The sequence below is a fragment of the Aeromonas rivuli genome, from assembly GCF_000820045.1.
Classification (GTDB): domain Bacteria; phylum Pseudomonadota; class Gammaproteobacteria; order Enterobacterales; family Aeromonadaceae; genus Aeromonas; species Aeromonas rivuli.
On sequence record NZ_CDBJ01000050.1, the window covers coordinates 24492 to 43423 of the forward strand.

General features: G+C 63.2%; 21 protein-coding genes. 5 read left to right on the forward strand and 16 right to left on the reverse strand.

The genetic code is table 11. The features are described 5' to 3' along the window. Positions 1–34: 34 nt before the first annotated feature. Complete coding sequence (locus BN1130_RS10865; RefSeq protein WP_042042033.1) at positions 35–1411, reverse strand: ATP-binding protein; 1377 nt, start codon at positions 1409–1411, stop codon at positions 35–37. Positions 1412–1415: 4 nt separating this feature from the next. After that, on the reverse strand, positions 1416–2138 hold the full coding sequence (locus tag BN1130_RS10870; RefSeq protein ID WP_042042034.1) for a response regulator: 723 nt from the start codon (positions 2136–2138) through the stop codon (positions 1416–1418). Between the two features lie 216 nt (positions 2139–2354). Here BN1130_RS10870 and BN1130_RS10875 point away from each other — a divergent pair, with 216 nt between their 5' ends. Next, positions 2355–2690: a hypothetical protein gene (locus BN1130_RS10875; RefSeq protein ID WP_042042035.1), complete on the forward strand. Its 336-nt coding sequence runs from the start codon at positions 2355–2357 to the stop codon at positions 2688–2690. 126 nt (positions 2691–2816) lie between these two features. Here the strand turns inward: BN1130_RS10875 and BN1130_RS10880 are convergent, their stop codons facing one another. The 4 genes from BN1130_RS10880 to BN1130_RS10895 all read right to left on the reverse strand — a co-directional run bounded on the left by BN1130_RS10880 (position 2817) and on the right by BN1130_RS10895 (position 5817). Further along, a complete protein-coding gene (locus BN1130_RS10880) occupies positions 2817–3224 on the reverse strand; it encodes a hypothetical protein (protein ID WP_042042036.1) in 408 nt (135 codons plus the stop codon). A gap of 176 nt (positions 3225–3400) precedes the next feature. Beyond that, a complete protein-coding gene (locus BN1130_RS10885; protein ID WP_042042037.1) occupies positions 3401–4303 on the reverse strand; it encodes a sensor domain-containing diguanylate cyclase in 903 nt (300 codons plus the stop codon). A gap of 83 nt (positions 4304–4386) precedes the next feature. Continuing rightward, a complete protein-coding gene (locus BN1130_RS10890; RefSeq protein ID WP_042042038.1) occupies positions 4387–5118 on the reverse strand; it encodes a class I SAM-dependent methyltransferase in 732 nt (243 codons plus the stop codon). A 216-nt stretch (positions 5119–5334) separates the two neighbouring features. Then, the gene (locus BN1130_RS10895; protein ID WP_042042039.1) at positions 5335–5817 is read right to left on the reverse strand and encodes a GNAT family N-acetyltransferase; all 483 of its coding nucleotides are present in this window, start codon (positions 5815–5817) and stop codon (positions 5335–5337) included. Between the two features lie 239 nt (positions 5818–6056). Here BN1130_RS10895 and BN1130_RS10900 point away from each other — a divergent pair, with 239 nt between their 5' ends. Then, positions 6057–7094 carry an acyltransferase family protein gene (locus BN1130_RS10900; RefSeq protein WP_042042040.1) on the forward strand — a complete coding sequence of 346 codons (1038 nt, stop codon included), beginning with the start codon at positions 6057–6059 and terminating at the stop codon, positions 7092–7094. Positions 7095–7178: 84 nt separating this feature from the next. Here BN1130_RS10900 and BN1130_RS10905 read toward each other — a convergent pair whose 3' ends face one another. Then, complete coding sequence (locus BN1130_RS10905) at positions 7179–7799, reverse strand: outer membrane beta-barrel protein (RefSeq protein WP_042042041.1); 621 nt, start codon at positions 7797–7799, stop codon at positions 7179–7181. 467 nt (positions 7800–8266) lie between these two features. Here BN1130_RS10905 and BN1130_RS10910 point away from each other — a divergent pair, with 467 nt between their 5' ends. Further along, a complete protein-coding gene (locus BN1130_RS10910; RefSeq protein WP_042042042.1) occupies positions 8267–9658 on the forward strand; it encodes an L-cystine transporter in 1392 nt (463 codons plus the stop codon). A 140-nt stretch (positions 9659–9798) separates the two neighbouring features. Here the strand turns inward: BN1130_RS10910 and BN1130_RS10915 are convergent, their stop codons facing one another. Together BN1130_RS10915 and BN1130_RS10920 are read right to left on the reverse strand one after the other, a co-directional pair. Next, positions 9799–10464, reverse strand: coding sequence for a hypothetical protein (locus BN1130_RS10915; RefSeq protein ID WP_042042043.1), 666 nt, complete (start codon positions 10462–10464; stop codon positions 9799–9801). 4 nt (positions 10465–10468) lie between these two features. After that, positions 10469–11479, reverse strand: coding sequence for a 5'/3'-nucleotidase SurE (locus BN1130_RS10920; protein ID WP_042042044.1), 1011 nt, complete (start codon positions 11477–11479; stop codon positions 10469–10471). Positions 11480–11723: 244 nt separating this feature from the next. Here BN1130_RS10920 and BN1130_RS10925 point away from each other — a divergent pair, with 244 nt between their 5' ends. Beyond that, positions 11724–12362, forward strand: coding sequence for an exopolysaccharide biosynthesis protein (locus BN1130_RS10925; protein ID WP_042042045.1), 639 nt, complete (start codon positions 11724–11726; stop codon positions 12360–12362). A gap of 472 nt (positions 12363–12834) precedes the next feature. Here BN1130_RS10925 and BN1130_RS10930 read toward each other — a convergent pair whose 3' ends face one another. Next, the gene (locus tag BN1130_RS10930) at positions 12835–13416 is read right to left on the reverse strand and encodes an LpoB-related protein (RefSeq protein ID WP_042042058.1); all 582 of its coding nucleotides are present in this window, start codon (positions 13414–13416) and stop codon (positions 12835–12837) included. Positions 13417–13614: 198 nt separating this feature from the next. On the opposite strand from BN1130_RS10930, the gene BN1130_RS10935 reads away from it, so the two are divergent. Then, entirely contained in the window at positions 13615–14250 is a 636-nt protein-coding gene (locus BN1130_RS10935) for a Vat family streptogramin A O-acetyltransferase (protein WP_042042046.1), read from the forward strand. Positions 14251–14375: 125 nt separating this feature from the next. Here BN1130_RS10935 and BN1130_RS21670 read toward each other — a convergent pair whose 3' ends face one another. The 6 genes from BN1130_RS21670 to BN1130_RS10960 form a co-directional block, all read right to left on the reverse strand. Further along, positions 14376–14915: an REP-associated tyrosine transposase gene (locus BN1130_RS21670; RefSeq protein WP_084218186.1), complete on the reverse strand. Its 540-nt coding sequence runs from the start codon at positions 14913–14915 to the stop codon at positions 14376–14378. A gap of 628 nt (positions 14916–15543) precedes the next feature. Next, entirely contained in the window at positions 15544–16770 is a 1227-nt protein-coding gene (gene thiH / locus BN1130_RS10940; RefSeq protein WP_084218187.1) for a 2-iminoacetate synthase ThiH, read from the reverse strand. Positions 16771–16805: 35 nt separating this feature from the next. Next, the gene (locus BN1130_RS10945) at positions 16806–17573 is read right to left on the reverse strand and encodes a thiazole synthase (protein WP_042042048.1); all 768 of its coding nucleotides are present in this window, start codon (positions 17571–17573) and stop codon (positions 16806–16808) included. Between the two features lies 1 nt (position 17574). Beyond that, on the reverse strand, positions 17575–17775 hold the full coding sequence (gene thiS / locus BN1130_RS10950; RefSeq protein ID WP_042042049.1) for a sulfur carrier protein ThiS: 201 nt from the start codon (positions 17773–17775) through the stop codon (positions 17575–17577). Next, complete coding sequence (locus tag BN1130_RS10955) at positions 17772–18545, reverse strand: HesA/MoeB/ThiF family protein (RefSeq protein ID WP_042042050.1); 774 nt, start codon at positions 18543–18545, stop codon at positions 17772–17774. The genes thiS and BN1130_RS10955 overlap by 4 nt, the downstream gene beginning before the upstream one ends. After that, positions 18535–18932 (reverse strand): thiamine phosphate synthase (locus BN1130_RS10960; RefSeq protein WP_042042051.1); only part of this gene is annotated, 398 nt, incomplete at its 5' end. The genes BN1130_RS10955 and BN1130_RS10960, both read right to left, overlap by 11 nt.

Below are 18932 nucleotides of genomic sequence, written 5' to 3' on the forward strand. Positions count from 1 at the left end.
GGCGAGTGGGGGCGTGCTGGCGAGCGTCATCACCCTAGCGTGGCAAGCTGATCCTGGCTTCCAGTCCCCCTTCGGCCCTGTTATGCAGGGTCAACTCACCGCCGTGCTGGTGCACCAGGGTACGGGCGATGGAGAGCCCCAGCCCCACGCTGCCCGATTCGGTATTGCGGGCCTCGTCCAGGCGCACGAAAGGCTTGAACACTTCGTCGAGCTGGTCATGGGCTATGCCTGGCCCCTGATCGAGCACCCGAATGATCAACTCCTGAGGGCCAGGTTCGAGGCGAACCTCCACCTCCCCCGCGTACTTGAGGGCATTGCCTATCAGGTTCTGCAACACCCGGCGCAGGGTGTTGGCACGGCAGGCGTAGACCAGCTTGCCTTCTGCCTCGAAATGCACCGGCTGACCCATGTCGGCATAGTCGTCGCACAGACTCTCCAGCAGGCTGACCAGGTCCAGCTCCCGAGTCTGCTCCTGGGTGCCTTCGTCCCGGGCAAAGCTCAAGGTCGCCGCCAGCATCTGCTCTATCTGTTGCAGGGTCTGCTGAATGCGCTCCTTGTCCTCACCATCGGCCAGAAACTCGCTGCGCAGCCGCAGGCTGGTGATGGGCGTGCGCAAGTCATGGGAGATGGCTGCCAGCATCTGGGTCCTGTCCTGCACGAAGCGATCGAGCCGGGTGTGCATGCGGTTGAATGCCTGGATGGAGTCGCGGATCTCGGTCGGTCCCTCCTCCTTGAGCAGCGCCGTCTCTTCGCCGCGCCCCAGCTTGTCGGCATTATGGGCCAGCTGCTTGAGGGGGAGCGTGGCACGGCGAAACAGCCAGATCATCATGCCGATCACCAGACTGGCCACCAGCAGCAGGTTGAAGGTGGTCTGCCGCGACCAGGTCCCCGCCTCCTTGTCTACCAGGGAACTGAACTGCAACCACTGGCCCCCCGGCAGCTCGATGGAGCCGTAGAGCCGCATATCCTGAGGAGGCGGCCCCTTGCGATCGTCCATCATGCGCACATGATGGCGCCAGGCCCGGCTGCGGGGCGCATCCTTGCTCAGCTCGGCACTGATCTCCACCATCAGATCCGGGGGATAGCCCAGCTTGCTGCGCACCAGCGCCTCGAAGCGGGGGCTGCGATTGTCCGGTTGCAGCGGCTCGGGGGCGAGGCGCAGGAACAGAGTCTCGCTGCGGCTCGCCTTCAATATCTCCCGGTGCAACTCGGGGGGAGAGAGGGTCAACAGCCTGACCACAGAGACGATGCGCTGCATGGCATTGCGGCTATTGATAAACCCCAGCGCCTCCTCTCTATCTGTGCGGTAGATCTGGATGCTGAGCAGCTGGATCAGGATAAGCCCGGCCAGGGCCACCAACACTATCTGACCGGTGAGCCCCTTGGGCCAGAGCCGCTTGATGAAGGCCATGGCGTCAGACCTGGGTCACATCGGCGGCGAACAGGTAACCGCCGCCCCAGATGGTCTTGATGAGTTCGGGATTCTTGGGATCCCGCTCCAGCTTGCGCCTCAGTCGGCTGACCAGGGTATCGATGGCGCGATCGAAGGCTACCGCCTCCCGGCCCCGGGCCAGATCCAGCAGCTGATCCCGGCTCAATACCCGCTGGGGCCGCTCCAGAAACACCTTGAGCAAGTCGAACTCGGCGGTAGAGAGGCTCAGCCCCACCCCATCCTCATCGAGTAACTCCCGGCGATTGATGTCGAGCAGCCAGCGGTCGAAGCGCAAATCCCGGGACAGCGTCTCCGCGGCGGGTTGCTGATCGGCCTGGGTACGGCGCATCACCGCCTTGATCCGGGCCAACAGTTCGCGAGGATTGAAGGGCTTGGCCAGATAGTCATCGGCCCCCATCTCCAACCCTATGATGCGATCTGTCTCCTCCCCCATGGCGGTGAGCATGATGATGGGCAGCCTGGATTTGACCCTGAGCTCGCGGCACAGGGTCAGACCATCCTCGCCGGGCAGCATCAGATCGAGCACCAGCAGATCGAACTCGCGCTCCTCCAGCAATTTCTTCATCTCGCGCCCATCGCGGGCACAGCTGACCCGCATGCCATGCTGCTCCAGAAAGCGCTTGAGCAAGTCGCGGATCTCGCCGTGGTCATCGACCACCAGGATATGGTTGTTCAACTGATTCATGACGCGACTCTCTCTCAGACAAAGGGGCGTGAGCGTAACTGGCCCGATTATACGAAAATCCCCCGGGGGGTTTGTGTCAAACTGTGGCAAATGGGCGGGGTGGCACAGTCTGCTACAAAAAAGCCCCTTGCTGGCAAAGTTCAGACACGGACTGGGTGTTTACTTGAGGTCAAGGCAACACGCCGACTCTGCATTCATCCCTTGAGGAGCAACACCATGAAGAAACTGACCAAGACACTGCTGACCGCCACCCTGATCCTGGGCCTGCCGCTGGGTGCCTATGCCGCCAGCGAAGCCGTCACCACAGCCCAGCCCGGTGCCATGAGCGAGTGCGCCATGAAGGATGGCAAGCATCACGGTGGCCGCCACGACAAGATGGAACGCATGCAGAAAATGACCCCGGAAGAGATCCAGGCTCATCTGCAAAAGCGTTATGACAAGATAGAGGATCCGGTCAAGCAGGCCGAGTTCATCAAGAAGCTGGGCGAGCGCGCCGAGGGCATGACCAAACATGCCGACGCCATGAAGGCGTTCGCCGACGCACACAAGTAAGACCCATCAAGACACAAAAAAGGGGCCTCTGGCCCCTTTTCTTATCCGCACTCTTCTTGCCCATCTTCATGCAGCCATACAAAAAGGGGCTCATCAGCCCCTTTCTCTCTGCACTCTCCCGTCGGGCTACGCCTTGGGCTTGTCCGCCACCCGCAGGCTCTTGACCGTCTCGCCTTCGAAGCGGATGACCACGTTTTTATTGTCGAGGTTGGCATCCGGCAGCAGTGTCTTGGTGGTCTGAGCCAGGGTCGGTGAACTCTCGTTCAGGGTCGACAGGTCGTAGTTCCACAGTTCCAGTTTATCCTCGGTGCCCGTGCTGGTCGGCGCACCAAACTTCTCCTTGATGCTCTCTTTGGTCGAGACACCGGACTTGATTCCAAGCGCCGTCTGCACGGCATCATTGGTATAGCTATCCGCGGCGCCGAGAGCCATCTCCTTGGTACTGTCGGAGACGGCGCCCGTGACGGCATCGAGCAGGCCAGCCTGTGCAAACAGCGGCAGTGAGGTCAGGGCAATCAACAGGATTTTTTTCATGGCAAGGTTCCAATGAATAGCAGGGAGGGGCTATGAGAACAGTTCGCAATCCTGTTCGTCAAGGTACCAGGCCCAGGAAAGAGTCATCAAGAACGCGACCAAGCGCCCGCCCCATGGGAAAAGCGCCCTGATACCGTCATCGCCCTGGGGCGGGATGGGCCAGAAAGTGTCGTGATTCAGGGTGCCGGACAGTGGGCCGCCTGATTGCGGCCCGCCCGCTTGGCGCGATAGAGCCACTCATCGGCACGGGCTAGCACGGCCCCCGCCTCTTCCCCCGGTTGTATCTCGGTGGTGCCCATGCTGACGGTGATGTGCAGCTCGGGCGTCCTGTCATCCAGCACCATGGCCGCGACGGCGCCACGAATACGCTCGGCCAATTGCCAGAGTCCCTCCCCCTGCAACTGGGGGAGCAGGAGCAAGAACTCTTCGCCACCGCTGCGCACGAAGAGATCCCCCCGGCGCAGCTGGGCCGCAACGCAGGCACAGAACGCTTGCAGCACGCCATCCCCTTGCTGATGGCCATAGCGATCGCTGATCTGCTTGAAGTGATCGATATCCAGCATGATGAGGCCCGCCGTTACGTGGCCCGCAACCAAGCTGGGGAAGTGTTCGAAGAAATAGCGACGATTGTGCAAGCCGGTGAGCTGGTCCGTCTCGCTCAGCACTTGCAGGCGACGCTGCAGGTCATGCTGGCGGGTGATATTACGCGTCATCCAGGAGACGGCGCGCTTGCCCTCGTAGCGCGAGGGCAGTGGCGCTATCTTGCCCTCGAAGCGCTGCATCCCCTGAGGGCCCGCCTCGCTATCGATATCCTTTACCTCGGCGGCGGCCAGCTCGTACTCCACCACCTGCACCTGGTTGCTATCGAGGGTGAGGACAATCTGCGCCATGATCCACGCCGCCTTGTCCGCTGGCAGCATGTCCTGCAAGCGCTTGCCGACCAAGGGGTTGCCATCCTGATAAGATTGCTGCTCTATGCCGCCCAGGTATTCGATGTAGTAACCATCCTCGCTGAGCACGAACAGGGGATCCGGTAGTTGAGCCATCACTTCATAGAGTTGTTCAACCGTCAGCGCCATATGCGGTGTCCTGTCTCTAGATGGTAAGGGGCGCCAGCCAGGCGCCCTTCTGTTATCTCACGGCCCGGGGAGTCGCACCAGCCTCAGGGCTTGCTGGCGGCCACCAGCAGCAACATCGGGCGTTCGGCCTCTTCGCTCAGGGCCGGGTTGGCGGCGATCTGGGCGGCGCTCGGCCCCCAATCTTCCACATGGACGAGCCGGAAACCATTTTCGATCAGAGGGTTGAGATAACCGCCCAGGGTACGGTGATACTTGATGACCCCCTCCGCCAACCAGTTGCTCAGCCGTGGCCCTTCGGCTTGATAACTGTTGATGGGCCAGGAGCGCTGGCCGCCCTCGTCGTGCAACCAGCCTTGCTGGCGTGGACAGGTGAAGATGGGATGCTCCACCGAGAACACCAGGCGGCCGCCGGGTCTCAGCGCCGCGAACAATTGACCGAACAGGGGGCCAACCTCGGCCAGATAGTGCAGCGCCAGCGAGCTGTAGATGAGGTCATATTGCGCGCCGTCCAGCGCCAGGGCCGCCAGATCTTCCCGCCGGTAATGAATGGCCGGGTCCCGGGTCAGCTCCGCCGCCCGGGCCAGCATCCTGCTGGAGAGATCGATACCCACCACTTCGCTCGCCCCCTGCTCCCGGGCGCTGCGGCAAAACCAGCCATAGCCGCAGCCGAGATCCAGCACTCGCTTGCCTGCCAAGGCTGGCAGCATGGCCTGCAGCGAAGACCACTCAGGAGCCCCCGCCAAGCCTTGAATTGAGCGGGGCAACTGGGCATAGCCTTCGAAAAAGCCCTGATTATCATAGATATTTTGTGACATTTTTCACTCCTGGCACATGGGATCATCCTAGCAAACAAGATTCATATGATCACGAAAACCCGGCTGACAACTTGACGATCCACGGTCAGACAATAACGCCCCAGGGGGCCGCCTGGCCTCGGCGACCGGCATCCAGCGCAGGCAACGGCAATGAAAGGGGCCACGGACAGTATCAGCGCCGGCTTGGCGCCCACTACAGTGCCGGTCTGGAGAGGGTCACGAGAGCTTCTTCTGCCAGAACATGGCCCTGCCCAGCTCGGGATCGAGTGCGTAGCCGGCGAAGCCACTGGCCCGATAGGCGGCCTGGGCCACCCGGTTGCCCTCCAGTACCTCCAGGGTCACCTTGCAGCAACCCAACTCGCGGGCGAGCCGCTCCGCCTCGGCCAGCAAGCGCTTGCCCAGGCCGCGGCCGCGGTAGTCCGGGTGCACGGCCAGATCGTGAATGTTGAGCAAGGGACGGCAGGCAAAGGTGGAGAAACCCTCGAAGCAGGTCGCCACCCCGGCTGGCTGACCATCGACCCAGGCCAGCAGTACATGGGCCCCCTGACGCTTGGCCAGCGTCGCCGCCAATTGCGCCTTCACATCCGCAGGCAGTGCCGTGCCACCGCCCATCTCATCCCTGGCATAGGCATCGAGCAAGAGCACCAGCGCCTCCCCATGTTCCGCCCTGTTCAGATCCGCCCTGATCACCTCTTCCATCCCTGACTCCCTGATCCATGATGAGGCCACAACGACGGTGGCTTGCTGCCCTCGATGGTAAACCAGCCATCCATGGCAGACCAAGCCCTGCTATGCCCTCCCGGGGAGCCAGGTCCGCGCCAGGGTAACAAAGGGTAACCGGCCATCGGCAGGGGTCACAGTTGTCGCAACCCAGGCTGGAGGAGCGTCAGTTGCGACTGCTATGCTGCTCCCCTGATCCAGAGCGCCAACGAGGTATCATGCGCATCTCCAGCATCGAGTGCGGGCGAGTCCTGGCCATCCTGGCCGTGATGACCATTCACCTCTCCCCCTTCAGCAATCCGTTCGATCCCACCCTCTGGGACGGCACCCCCTACCTCTGGCTCGGGGCCATCATCAACCAGCTCTGCCGCTTCGCGGTGCCGCTCTTCTTCCTCTGCGCTGGCTACTTCCTGCAACCCGCCCTGGCTGCAGACAAGCCTATGGCGGTGGCGCTGCGCTACTGCCGCCCCCTGCTGGGGCTCTGGCTGGTGTGGAGCCTTGTCTATCTGCTGGTGCCCTTCAACCCGGTCGCGGCCATGACGGAAGGCTATCTGCCCGCCATGGCGGGCCAGTGGCAGATGCAGCTGGGGGATCCCCTCAACGCCTGGTGGGTGGGGGGCATGATCCACCTCTGGTTCCTGCCCGCCCTGATGCTGGCCGTTCTGCTGCTGGCCCTCTGCTGGCGGGTCAAGCTGCCCCGGCTGGCCCTGGTGGCGGGCGTGCTGCTCTACGGGCTTGCCCTGATCGGCGGCTCCTATGGCCCGCTGCTGTCGGGGGGCGAGTGGGCCCTGCTGACCCGCAACGGCCCCTTCTTCTCGCTCTTGTTTGTGGCGCTTGGTGCCGAGCTGCGCCTGCGTGGCTGGCAACCCGATGCCAGGCGCTGCGCCCTGCTGATGGTGGCGGGGATGGGTCTCTATGCCCTGGAGGCCGCGGGCCTGCTGCGTTTCGCCGCCGTGCCCCTCAACCGTCATGACTTCCTGCTGGGCTCCCTGCCCTGGGCGCTCGGCCTGTTCGGCCTGCTGCTGGCCAACCCAAGCTGGGGCAAGGGCAGCTGGCTGGAACGCCAGGCCCCCAAGGTGCTGGGTCTTTACTGCCTGCATATGATGCTGGTGGTCTGGCTGATGGTGTTCGGCCCCCAGGGCAAGCTGCTGTGGTGGGAGCTGGTGAAGGTGCCGGTGCTGCTGGTGCTCTCCCTGCTCGCCTACCGACTGCTGGCGGCGAACAGGGTCAGTGGCTGGCTACTCAACCCTCGCTGATGACCCAGATTTGCTCATTGCAAAGGGGGCCACGCTGGCCCCCTTCTGGTCTCTGATATCGATACCGCCATGGGCGGCGGCGCGTCAGAAGCGCAGCGTCAGCCCGATATTGGCCTGCCACTGGGTGAGCAGATCCCCCCGTACCCGGAAGGCACAGACCTCGGGATTGCAGAGGAACTGGCTGTCGTCATTGACCAGGGAGCCGTAGCCGCGCACCTCGGCCCGCAGCGCCAGTCGCTGGGTCAGACGGGGTTGCACCCCCAACGCCAACGACATGGAGGGCGCCACCTCGCTCTCATAGGCATCGAAGCGGGTCACCCCGATGCCGGCACCTATATAGGGGGCCATGACGTTGTCGAAGAGGGTGAGGGCGCCGGCGAAGTGCAGGGTGTCCACCGTCAGCCTGTCCGGCTGCTCCGGGGCGATGGGGGTGGATTGATGGCTGTAGAGCAGCTCTATCATGCCGGGGTCGTTGACTTCCTTGCTGATGAACAGGCCCCAGTTGCCCGAGCTCTCCCCCTGCAGGGAGTCAACGGCGGTCGAGACCGGCATGGGGGCCAGCTCATCCATCTTCTCGAAGTCGATCGATGAGCTGTAACCGAGAAAAGGGGTCAGCTGCCAGCCCAGATCGGCGGCCGACTCCTCTCCCCAGCTCTGACCCAGCGGCAGCAACATTCCCACCACCATCACTCCTGCTCTCGTCATGACCATTCCCTGATGTGCATTGGTTGTGCCAGAGCATATCAGAGCCCGCTTCACCCACTCCTAAACAGAGGCTGTATAACGCCATTTTGGCTTGCCGGGCTGACGCGGCCCCGCCGCATCCCCCAACATGTGCGCCACGCCACACTGTCTATCTGGCATGATTCTGTGCCACACAAGCTGGCGGCGCTGCACCACCCTGTGGCAACGGGATGGCCCTTGGTCGCGATGGTGGTGATGGCCGCGCCCCCTCGCGAAGTGCAAGACTGGCAAGGCAATCCCCTCTTGCTTGCCCCGCTGCCATGGCCAGTGGACTCGACAGCTTGCTCAGAAATCAATCCAACAGCCTGATCCTTCTATAAAATTCCATTTCTGTCTAAGCCAGCCTCGAGCGCGCTGGTACCATACGCAGCCCTGCCGGATCCGGGCTCCCCCGTCCGCAGTGACTCAACTCTGCCGCTGGAGGCCCCATGAATCTACCCCTCATCATCAATGTGTTGCTGTTCGCCGCCCTGCTGACGGCCCTGGCCAGACTCAGCAAGCCGAGCTGGAGCCTGTCTCGCAAGGTACTGACCGGCCTGTCGATGGGGGTGCTGTTCGGTTTCGCCCTGCAACTTTGCTATGGCACCGGTCACCCCGTCATCGCCGCCTCCATCGAGTGGTTCAATCTGGTCGGCAACGGCTACGTGCAACTGTTGCAGATGATTGTCATGCCTCTGGTGTTCGCCTCCATACTGAGCGCCGTGGCCAAGCTGCACAACGCCAGCTCCTTGGGGCGCATCAGCCTGCTCACCATAGGCACCCTGCTGTTCACCACCCTGATTGCCGCCCTGATCGGCGTGCTGGTCACCCAGCTGTTCGGCCTGACCGCCGAGGGCCTGGTGCAGGGCGTCAAAGAGAGTGCGCGCCTCGATGTGATTGAGACCAGCTACCTTGCCAAAGTGAGCGAGCTGGGTGTGCCGCAGCTGCTGCTCTCCTTTATTCCCAAGAACCCCTTCGCCGATCTGACCGGGGCCAACCCCACCTCCATCATCAGCGTGGTGATCTTCGCCGCCCTGCTGGGTGTGGCCGCCCTGCAGCTGAAGAAGGAGGATGCCAGCAAGGGGGACAAGGTGCTCGCCGCCATCGATACCCTGCAAGCCTGGGTGATGAAGCTGGTCCGCCTCATCATGACTCTCACCCCCTACGGCGTGATGGCGCTGATGACCAAGGTGGTCGCCAGCTCCAACCCTCAGGAGGTGATGACACTGGGCAGCTTCGTGCTTGCCTCCTACCTGGGGCTGGGACTGATGTTCCTGGTCCATGGCCTGCTGCTCGCCCTGGTTGGCGTCAATCCCCTCAGCTTCCTGCGCAAGGTCGCCCCCGTGCTGAGCTTCGCCTTCAGCAGCCGCTCCAGCGCCGCCACCATTCCCCTCAATGTGGAAGCCCAGACCCGTCGCCTCGGGGTGCCCGAGGCCATCGCCAGCTTCGCCGCCTCCTTTGGCGCCACCATAGGCCAGAACGGCTGCGCCGGTCTCTACCCGGCCATGCTGGCGGTCATGGTGGCCCCGACCGTGGGCATAGACCCCCTGGATCCGATCTGGATAGCCACCCTGGTCGGCATCGTCACCCTCAGCTCCGCTGGCGTGGCCGGTGTCGGCGGCGGCGCCACCTTCGCCGCCCTGATCGTGCTGCCCGCCATGGGGCTGCCGGTCACGCTAGTGGCACTGTTGATCTCGGTCGAACCCCTCATCGACATGGGCCGCACCGCCCTCAACGTCAATGGCGCCATGACGGCCGGCACCATCACCAGCCAGCTGCTCGGCCAGACCGACAAGGCGCTGCTGCACGATGAGCACAGCGCCGAGCCTGTGCAGGGTTAGCAGTATGATGAAGGTGCATGGTTGATATAACACTATGGTGAAGCGGCATGGTTGAACCCTGTCCGCAGCAGATAGCAAACAGGGAGCCTCGGCTCCCTGTTTGCTATCGGTGACTCGGATACCGCGAGAGATGACCCCGACTAACTGCCGGTGACACCGCTCGGCCCGTCCTCTTTGAGCCAGGTAACAGGCAGTGCCTCATGCGGGCTCTGCAGGTTGAGGCTGATCAGCTGACCATGTTCCGTGGCCAGCTCAAGGGGCCCGCTCAGGCCATCGACACCACAGCCATCCTCACTGAACTGATAGCGGCCGCTGGTTGCCCCCTGCCCCGCCTGCCAGGAGCCCGTGCTCTGACAGCGATCACTGGCCAGGGTCAGCCCGCCCCGCTCATTGAGGCTCAGCCGATAATGCTCCCCCTCTGATACGGCGCTGTACTCTCCCACCCAGGACAGGGGATCCACGCTGGCGCCCTCCGCCAGGGGATAGAGGATGAATTCCCCCTGGGGTGAGCGGCAATCGACACGCTCCTGCCCCGCCCGGCACTGATACTCTCCCTGAGCGAAGCTGAGTTCGGCGCTCTCCTGTTCATCCGGGGCATAGCTTTGCTGGTTATCCCGCTCATCCCAGCGGGTCAGCAACTGCCGGCCCTGACTGTCCTGGCTCAGCTCAAACAGGGTGGCACGCCCCGCCTCATCCTGGGTGCTGCCCTTGTATTGCGTCCAGGAGAGGGCGGGGGCCTGGCTCTCATTTTGCTGACAGCCAGCCAACAGCAGGATAAACGGCATGCAGAACAGTAACTTGTTCATGGGTTCACTCCTGAGCCAGACCGAACAGGCGCTGCCGGGTCAACTGCACCTTGGCGCTGGAGGCCTGAATGATGCCATCGAAGGTACTGATGGTGATGTAACCCTGCTTCACCACCACCCCTTCCGACTGTTCATCCTGATCCTGGTTATCCCCTGGGGCTATGGTCACCGCCTGTTTGCCCTTGAGCCCTTGCTTGACCAGGGGACGCACCACGGCCGCCGGTTGACCCGTGGCCTCGGCCGCCTTCTGCGTCAACACATCCACCACTTGCGGATTCTGATCCAGGTCACTGGCAAAGGCCCAGGTCATGCCGCCGCCGTTCCAGCCGATGTCGGTGAACTTGTAGCCGAGGTTGCTATCTATCTCCTCGGGCAGATTGATATTGAGCCCCATATAAGGTGGCAGCAGCGGCTGGCCCGCCGGACGGGTCGCCTCAAGCTGGCGCACTATGTCGACCACCACGGCGGCTATCTTGTGACCCTGACTGGCGTCCGTGCCCGAGTTCTGATGGGCACTGACCGCGATGGCCGGCACCTCCTGAGTCAGGGCCAGAATGGCCGCCCCGATAGTGCCCGAGTTCTCGTTCATGGCCCCCAGGTTGTTGCCAACGTTGGGGCCGGAGATGAGCAAGTCCGGCTTCTTCTGCCACTGGGCCTGGGCCGCGACCTGAATGCCATAGAGCGCCGCCATGACGGGGGTGCCTTCCGAGTAGTCGGCAAAGGATTTGCTGCTGTCCGTCTCCCCCACGCAGTAGATATTCTCTGCCGCCTGGCTCTCATCGACCGGCACCGGTTTGAAGATATTGACCGCCCCGCCCTTGCCGCTCTGCTCGGTACAGGGGGCCGAGATGATCACCTGATGACCGGCCGCCACAAGATCTTGCTGCAGGGTCTGGATGTTGTTGGTCTGCCAGCCATCATCATTGCTGATCACTATGTTGAGGGCCTGGGCCGACTGGGAGAATAGCAGGGCCTGAGCCAGGCTCACGCAGAGAATAAATGGCTTCTTGTTCATGATGTTATCCTTGAAAGCGAGGTCGCCATCCTGACGTTGCCAGATGACAGAAACATGAAATAAGCCACCAACGACATCCTCCAATGGAACCCTTTTCCCTATTTTAATTATTCAGCGAGTGACACTCTCCTTGGCCCAGCGCGGCTCCGACGCCCTATTCATCGGCGATTCACCCTGCCCCCGTATGCTGTGGCGCGCCCGGGCCCCGACAATGCGGCCCCATACTTTTTTCAAGGACACAAACATGGTTGCCATCGAGCTCAAGGATCCTGACGTCCTGCTTTCCCAGACCCTGCGCAGCACAGCCCAGGCCATGGGTGAGGGTCAGATCAGCCTGCGGGAGCTGCTCGGTCTGGTGGGGGAACAGGGCATGCTGCTGTTCTGCCTGCTGCTGACGGTGCCCTTCCTGCTGCCAGTCAGCATTCCCGGTATCAGCAGCGTGTTCGGCCTGCTGATCCTCTTTATCGGTATCGGCATCACCCTCAACCGGGTGCCCTGGCTACCCGCCAGACTGATGGCACGCAGCTTTGCCACCCAGCAGCTCAAAACAACCCTGCACAAGGGCGCCGATCTGCTGGCCCGGCTCGACAAGTTCGTGCGCCCCCGCCTGCTGGTGCTGACCGCCAGCAGCAGTATCAACAGGGGCAACGGCCTGATGATCATGCTGGCCGCCGTCTTGCTGATGATGCCCTTTGGCGCCATCCCCCTCACCAATACCCTGCCTGCCTGGGCCATCTTGCTGCTCTGTACCGGCATGTTGCAGCGTGACGGTCTGTTCGTCGCCCTTGGCTACACCCTGGTCGCGGCCACCCTGATCTGGTTTGCCGTACTGGCCACCGGCGTCTTGATGGCAGGACAAGGGATCTCCGGCTTGCTCGGCTAGGCACAGCCGCCCCGGCGGCGTCATGAAACCACCCTTCGCGGCCCTGCCCCTGGCACTCTGGCCGCGTTTTTATGGTCTGCGATCAGTAGGCATGGGAGAGGCAATACCCGCCGCGACTGCCCCCAGGAGGAAGTCATTGGGTCATGAGTGGAAAGGCAATATGGAGAGGGGGAGTAGCGGCAAGGCCCGATGAGGTCGTCAGCATATGGCGGGCGGCAGGCACTGCCCCCAGGAGGAAGTCATTGGGTCATGAGTGGAAAGGCAATATGGAGAGGGGGAGTAGCGGCAAGGCCCGATGAGGTCGTCAGAATATGGTGGGCAGCAGGTGCCCCCAGGAGGAAGTCATTGGATCATGGGAAGAGCGGCAACATAGAGAGGAGGGCTAGCGGCGGGGCCCGATGAGGTCATCAGAATATGGCGGGCAGCAGACACTGCCCCGTCGATGACCACATAGGGCCAGATAACTCATGGTTCAGCGGTTGGCGGCGCGGCTCTCGTTCCAGAGCAGCTCGCCGCTGTGCAAGTCCATCAGGCTCATGGTGAGTCGATAGCGACTCCCCTCGGAGACCAGATCCCCGTACAGCATGTAACCGGCCCCGGTCTGACGGCCCAGCCGCACCAGGGAGGCTGGATTCATCCCCCCCTGCTGATACTCGAGCTGGCTGGTGATGGCGGAAACCTGACCGGGGTCGGCGAAGCTGAAACCGCCGTGGGACTGGATCCGCTGGATCATGGCCACCGCCATGGACTGGGTGTTGAACGGCTCGCCCGTGCCGTTCTGGGGCGCCATCAGCAGCAACACAGGGCTGCCACCCTGGCTCAGCCCCTGCACCTCGGGGGCTTTCAAGAAGGCATCCGCCATGGCCAGCGCCAGACCGGTCGGCGCCACGGGTTTGGGGGCAGGCTTGACCGCTTCGGGTTCGGGCACCGGCTTGTCCGGCTGACTCACCGGCTGGCTCGGCTCAGTGACCGGCGCCGGAGTGCCGCCATAGGGATTGACCGCACAACCGCCCAACAGCACAGCACTCAGCAGCAACAGGGGACGCATCTTCATCATCTCTTCTCCGTCAAAAATCCGTGTGACGGAGCCCGCGCCCCGCATCAGCTCATGCTAGAGAAAAAGTGGCTTCGGGTCGATGGGCACATGGGCCGGGGGCGACAAAGGCTGGCGAACCGGGGCGAACAAAAAGGTGGCACAGGGCCACAAGGTTCCGTTAGGGTGTTCAAAATCCACAGCCCAGAGGAGCGCCCCATGCACGGCCCCGATCCCGCCAATCCCCACCCCATGACCGGCTTCCCCCAGGTGTGCTTTATCAAGAACACCATCAAGGGGCCCAATATCGAGGTGGGTGACTACAGCTACTACGACGACCCGGAAGACTCCGCAGGCTTTGAGCGCAACGTCCTCTACCACTTCCCCTTCATCGGCGACAAGCTCATCATCGGCAAGTTCTGCGCCATCGCCCGCGGGGTCAAGTTCATCATGAACGGCGCCAACCACCAGAGCTCCGGCTTCTCCACCTACCCCTTCTTTATCTTCGGCAACGGCTGGGAGAGCGCCGCCCCCGCGCCGGGCACGCTTCCTTACAAGGGAGATACCGTCATCGGCAACGACGTCTGGATAGGCTATGAGGCGCTGATCATGCCGGGGGTCAAGGTCGGCAACGGCGCCATCATCGCCGCCCGCTCCGTGGTCACCACTGACGTTCCCGACTACGCCGTGGTCGGCGGCAACCCCGCCAAAGTGATCCGCTACCGCTTCGACGACGACATCATAGCGCGTCTCAACGCCCTTGCCTGGTGGGACTGGCCGGTGGAGCAAATCAGCCGGAATTTGAAATTGATTGGCGGCGGGGGGATAGCCGCGCTGGAAGCTGCGGCCCGATAAACACCACCAAGCAGGAAGTGCCGTAGGGTGCAATGAACGAAGTGAATTGCACCTCAATACACCCAACCACAGGTACCGAAAATGGTGCAATGCGCTCCGCTTATTGCACCCTACGTTGATACCGCTTATGTATTGTCGCGTGGTATTTCATATTCTGGCGTGGCGGTATCTCCCCATGATAAGGGATACCTGCCCTGCTGAACCCAGCGATGTAAGGTGGAATAGGGCCAATCTTTCGGGGCTGTTACCAATCCATGTTTGACGGGATTGATATGTATGTAATCGAGGTGATGATTGAAATCTTCCTGATCGCGGATCAAATGCTCCCAATAACGCCGCTGCCAAATACCCCGCTCACCACGATTCCAGCGTGATTCAGAACGCCCCTCTGTGTTGGGGATGGTTCTTGAAAACTTGCCCTTTATTTGGCGCCAGCGCAGGGGAAAATTTGTATCCCCTTGCGGCAATTCCAACAAGGCGTGTAAATGCTCGGGCAAGACCACCCAGCCGTGGATCCGGAATGGATGGCTCTCTTGCACCTCCCTGACAACCTTCCTCAACAGATCAATCCGTTCGACCAGTAGATGGTTGTTCTGACGTTCAGCCAGCACGACCGTAAAAAACCAGGTTCCCCCCGGTTGCCATGCCCGTTTGTAATTCGCCATGCCTTGCCCAATCCACAATCAACCATGTTGTTAAATGTGGTTCAAACGAAGCAAAACATGGGGTGCAATGAACAACGTGAATTGCACCGCTTACCATGGCAAGTTTGTTGGCGGTGCAATGCGCTCCGCTTATTGCACCCTACGATTCTCCCGAGGTTATGGCGGGCATGGTTTTGGTTCCCCCTCCAGTCCGCCGAGGGGAAGGGGCAAGGTCAGGAGCGCCATCAGGGATGATGGCGCAGCCGCAGCCGGCACAGGGATGTGCCGTCTGCGGCGGTCCGTCCGACCTTGCACCTGACCCGAGGGAAACCGCGTAGCGGTCGGATTGGCGGGGGAAAAGACCTTTGGTGACTTTGGGTCTTTCCAAAGTCACTCGCCCCAGCCCGAAGGGCGGGCGAACCCCCTTCGAGGCCAGCGGCCTCGCGTCCTGCACGGCGAAGCCGTGCCATCAGGCTAACCGCAGCAGCGGAGTTCGGCCCAACTCCCCAAACATCACGAAACGGACGATTACGCCTACCGGCTAATCGACCCTACGATTGCACGGCAGCGCCGTGCCATCAGACTTGCCACAGGCACGAAGTCTGGCCGAACTCACCGGGGGCCACCGGTAAAGGGGGCCTGGCCGCCCCTATCGGCCCAGGAAGGGTTCCCAGTCCTTGAACACCGGCTGCAACCCAGCCTGCCTGACGGCGGCGGCTACCTCACCCAGCGGGCGAGCATCGTGGATGGCGAACTGCTCCAGCTCTTCTTTATCCCCTTCTGCATAACCCCCCGGCTGGGTGCGCGATTCCGCCGACATCTGGGTGATGCCAAGGCGCAGGGCGCCGTTGCGAAACGCCGGGGATTCCCGGGTGGAGAGCGACAACTCCAGGGTCGGCGAGAAGAGGCGCCAGGCACAGATAAGCTGCACCAGTTGCCTGTCCGACATGGTCACCTCGGGCTCCAGCCCCCCGGTGCAGGGGCGCAGCCGCGGGAAGGAGAGCGAATAGCGGCTCTGCCAGTGGTGACGCTCCATCCAGGCCAGATGCTCGGCGACGAAGTAGCTGTCGGCGCGCCAGTCCGGCGAGAGGCCGATCAGCGCGCCGAGGCCAATCTTGTCAACCCCGGCGCGCCCCAGCCGGTCAGGGGTGGCGAGGCGCCACTCGATGTCCTGCTTGTTGCCGCGCAGGTGGTGGCGGGCATAGGCGGGGGCGTGGTAGGTCTCCTGGTAGACCATGACGGCATCCAGGCCTAAGGTTTTCAGCTCGGCGTATTCGGCCTGCGACAGGGGCTGCACCTCCATCGCCAGGGTGCTGAAGTGGCGGCGGATCCGCGGCAGGTGCTCACGAAAGTAGTCCATGCCCACCTTGGTCTCGTGCTCGCCGGTCACCAGCAGCACGCTGTCGAAGCCGCGCGCCTTGAGGGCCAGGCACTCGCGCTCGATTTCCTCGGCATTCAGGGTCTTGCGCTTCAAGCGGTTGCTCATGGAGAAACCGCAATAGCTGCAATCGTTGGCGCACAGGTTCGACAGATAGAGGGGCACGTAGAAACCCACCGTATTGCCGAAACGCTGGCGGGTGAGGCGCTCCGCCAGCTCCGCCATCCGGGGCAGGAAGGGCTCGGCAGCCGGGGAGATAAGCGCCATAAAGTCCTGCAGGGTGCGGCGGGGCGCCGCCAGCGCCCGCTCGACATCCCGGGCCGTCTTGGCGCGGATCTGCATGCCGATATCGTCCCACTCCAGCTCGCGCCAGCGGTCGATAAAGGAGGGTTCTGCTTCCTGCGCCCTCACCCCCGACGCCCTCACCCCCAGCCCCTCTCCCAGAGGGAGAGGGGGGCACAGTGCGGCAGAATCGGGGGACGCGTCGAAAGAGGGCATTGCCATTGGCTCTCGCCCTAAGCCAGCATCATGATTCATAACGCCCCCAGGAAATCGGTCAGAGGGCTGGAAGCCTGGGCCTGGCTGCCGCGCGCCCCGAGGCCCGCCTCATAGGCGCTGCGACCGGCCTCGCAGGCGAGCGCGAAGGCGCGGCCCATGGCGACAGGATCCCCGCTCACGGCGATGGCCGTGTTCACCAGCACGGCGTCGGCGCCCAGCTCGAAGGCCGCTGCCGCGTGGCTCGGCGCCCCTATCCCTGCGTCCACCACCACGGGCACCCTGGCCTGTTCGACGATGATGGAGAGGAAATCCCGGGTCACCAGCCCCTGATTGGAGCCGATGGGAGCGCCCAGCGGCATGACGGCGGCGCAGCCCACCTCTTCGAGCCGCTTGCAGAGCACGGGATCGGCCCCGCAGTAGGGCAGCACCACGAAGCCCTCCTTCACCAGCTGTTCGGCGGCTTTCAGCGTTTCTATGGGATCCGGCAGCAGGTACTTGGGATCGGGGTGGATCTCGAGCTTGAGCCAGTTGGTGCCGAGCGCCTCCCGGGCCAGGTGGGCGGCAAACACCGCCTCGGCGGCTGTCTTGGCACCGGAGGTGTTGGGCAGCAGCTTGACCCCGAGGGCCAGCAAGGGGCTCAGGATGTCGTCGTGGCGCTTGCCGGGCTCGAGGCGCTTGATGGCCATGGTCACCAGTTGGGAGCCGCTCGCCGCTATGGCGGCGGCCATCAGCTCGGGGTGGGCAAACTTGCCGGTGCCGGTGAAGAGGCGCGATGAGAAGGTGTGGTTCGCAATGGTCAGCATCTCAGCCTCCGGCGATGGCAGTGAAAAGGTGGATCTCGTCCCCGTCATTGAGGCGGGTCTCTGGCCAGCGGCTGCGGGGCAGCACGGCGCCATTGAGGGCCACCGCCACCCCCTGGGGGGCAATCTCCTGCACCGCCAGCAGCTCGGTCAGGCGCTGGCCGGTGGGCAGCGTCAGCTCGATATCGTTCAATCGAATATTCATTGGTCATCCTTATGGCTGCCACACACCGGGCAAGCGGGATCGGGGGGCAGGCGCAGCGTCTGCCACTCATGGGCCAGGGCATCGAAGCGGCGCAGGGTGCCCGCCACCGGGCTGGGACGCCCGAGCAGCAGTTTCAGTGCCTCCAGCGCCTGCAGGGAACCCATCACCCCCACCAGGGGGCCGGTAACGCCGCTGCTCTGGCAGCTCTCCCTGATTTCGGTATCCGCCGGGTAGAGGCAGGCGTAGCAGGGGTGCTCAGGGGTGCTTCGCACCATCAACTGACCCTGCCAGCCGACCGCGGCGGCGGAGATCCAGGGTTTGCCCTGGGCCACGCAGGCGGCGTTGATGGCGTGGCGGCTGGCCAGGTTGTCGCAGCAGTCGACAACCAGATCCACCTCGGCCACGAAGGCTGGCAGACTAGTCCCATCGAGGTGCTGGTTGATGGCGATCAGCTCGACGTGGGGGTTGTGGGCCGCCAACCGTTCCCGGGCCAGCTCGGCCTTGGAGCGGCGCAGCCCCTCCCCATCGAACAGGATCTGGCGCGGCAGGTTGCTGGAATCCACCACGTCGCCGTCGGCGAGCCACAGGGTGCCGACACCGGCCCCAGCGAGATAGAGGGCGAGCGGCGAGCCGAGGCCGCCGAGGCCGACGATCAGCACCGACTTGGCTTTCAGCCTCACCTGCCCCTCCTCCCCTATCTCGGCGAGCATCAGCTGGCGGCCATAGCGCAGATACTCTTCGTCACTTAGAGATGCCTCGTCAGAGCGCATGTGCCACCTCCTGCGCCGCTATGGCGGAGCGCGCCGGATCCCCGGCCCCCACGGCGGCCAGCAGACGGGCCGTGGCCCCCTGCCAGTCGTCGCTCCCTGTGATGGCGGAGACCAGGGCGATGCTGCCCACCCCGCTCTCCTTCACCGCCACTATGCGCTCCTCGCTAATGCCGCCGATGGCGACAGTGGGCCAGTCCTGCATCAGGGAGCGGTAGTGGTGCAGCCGCACCAGCCCCTGGGGGCGGGACGGCATCTGCTTGGTGTTGGTGGGGAAGATATGACCCAGGGCTATATAGGAGGGTGCCAACTCCCGGGCCCGCATCAGCTCGAAGTAGCCGTGGGTGGAGATGCCAAGGCGCAGGCCGGCGGCCTGAATGGCGGCGAGAT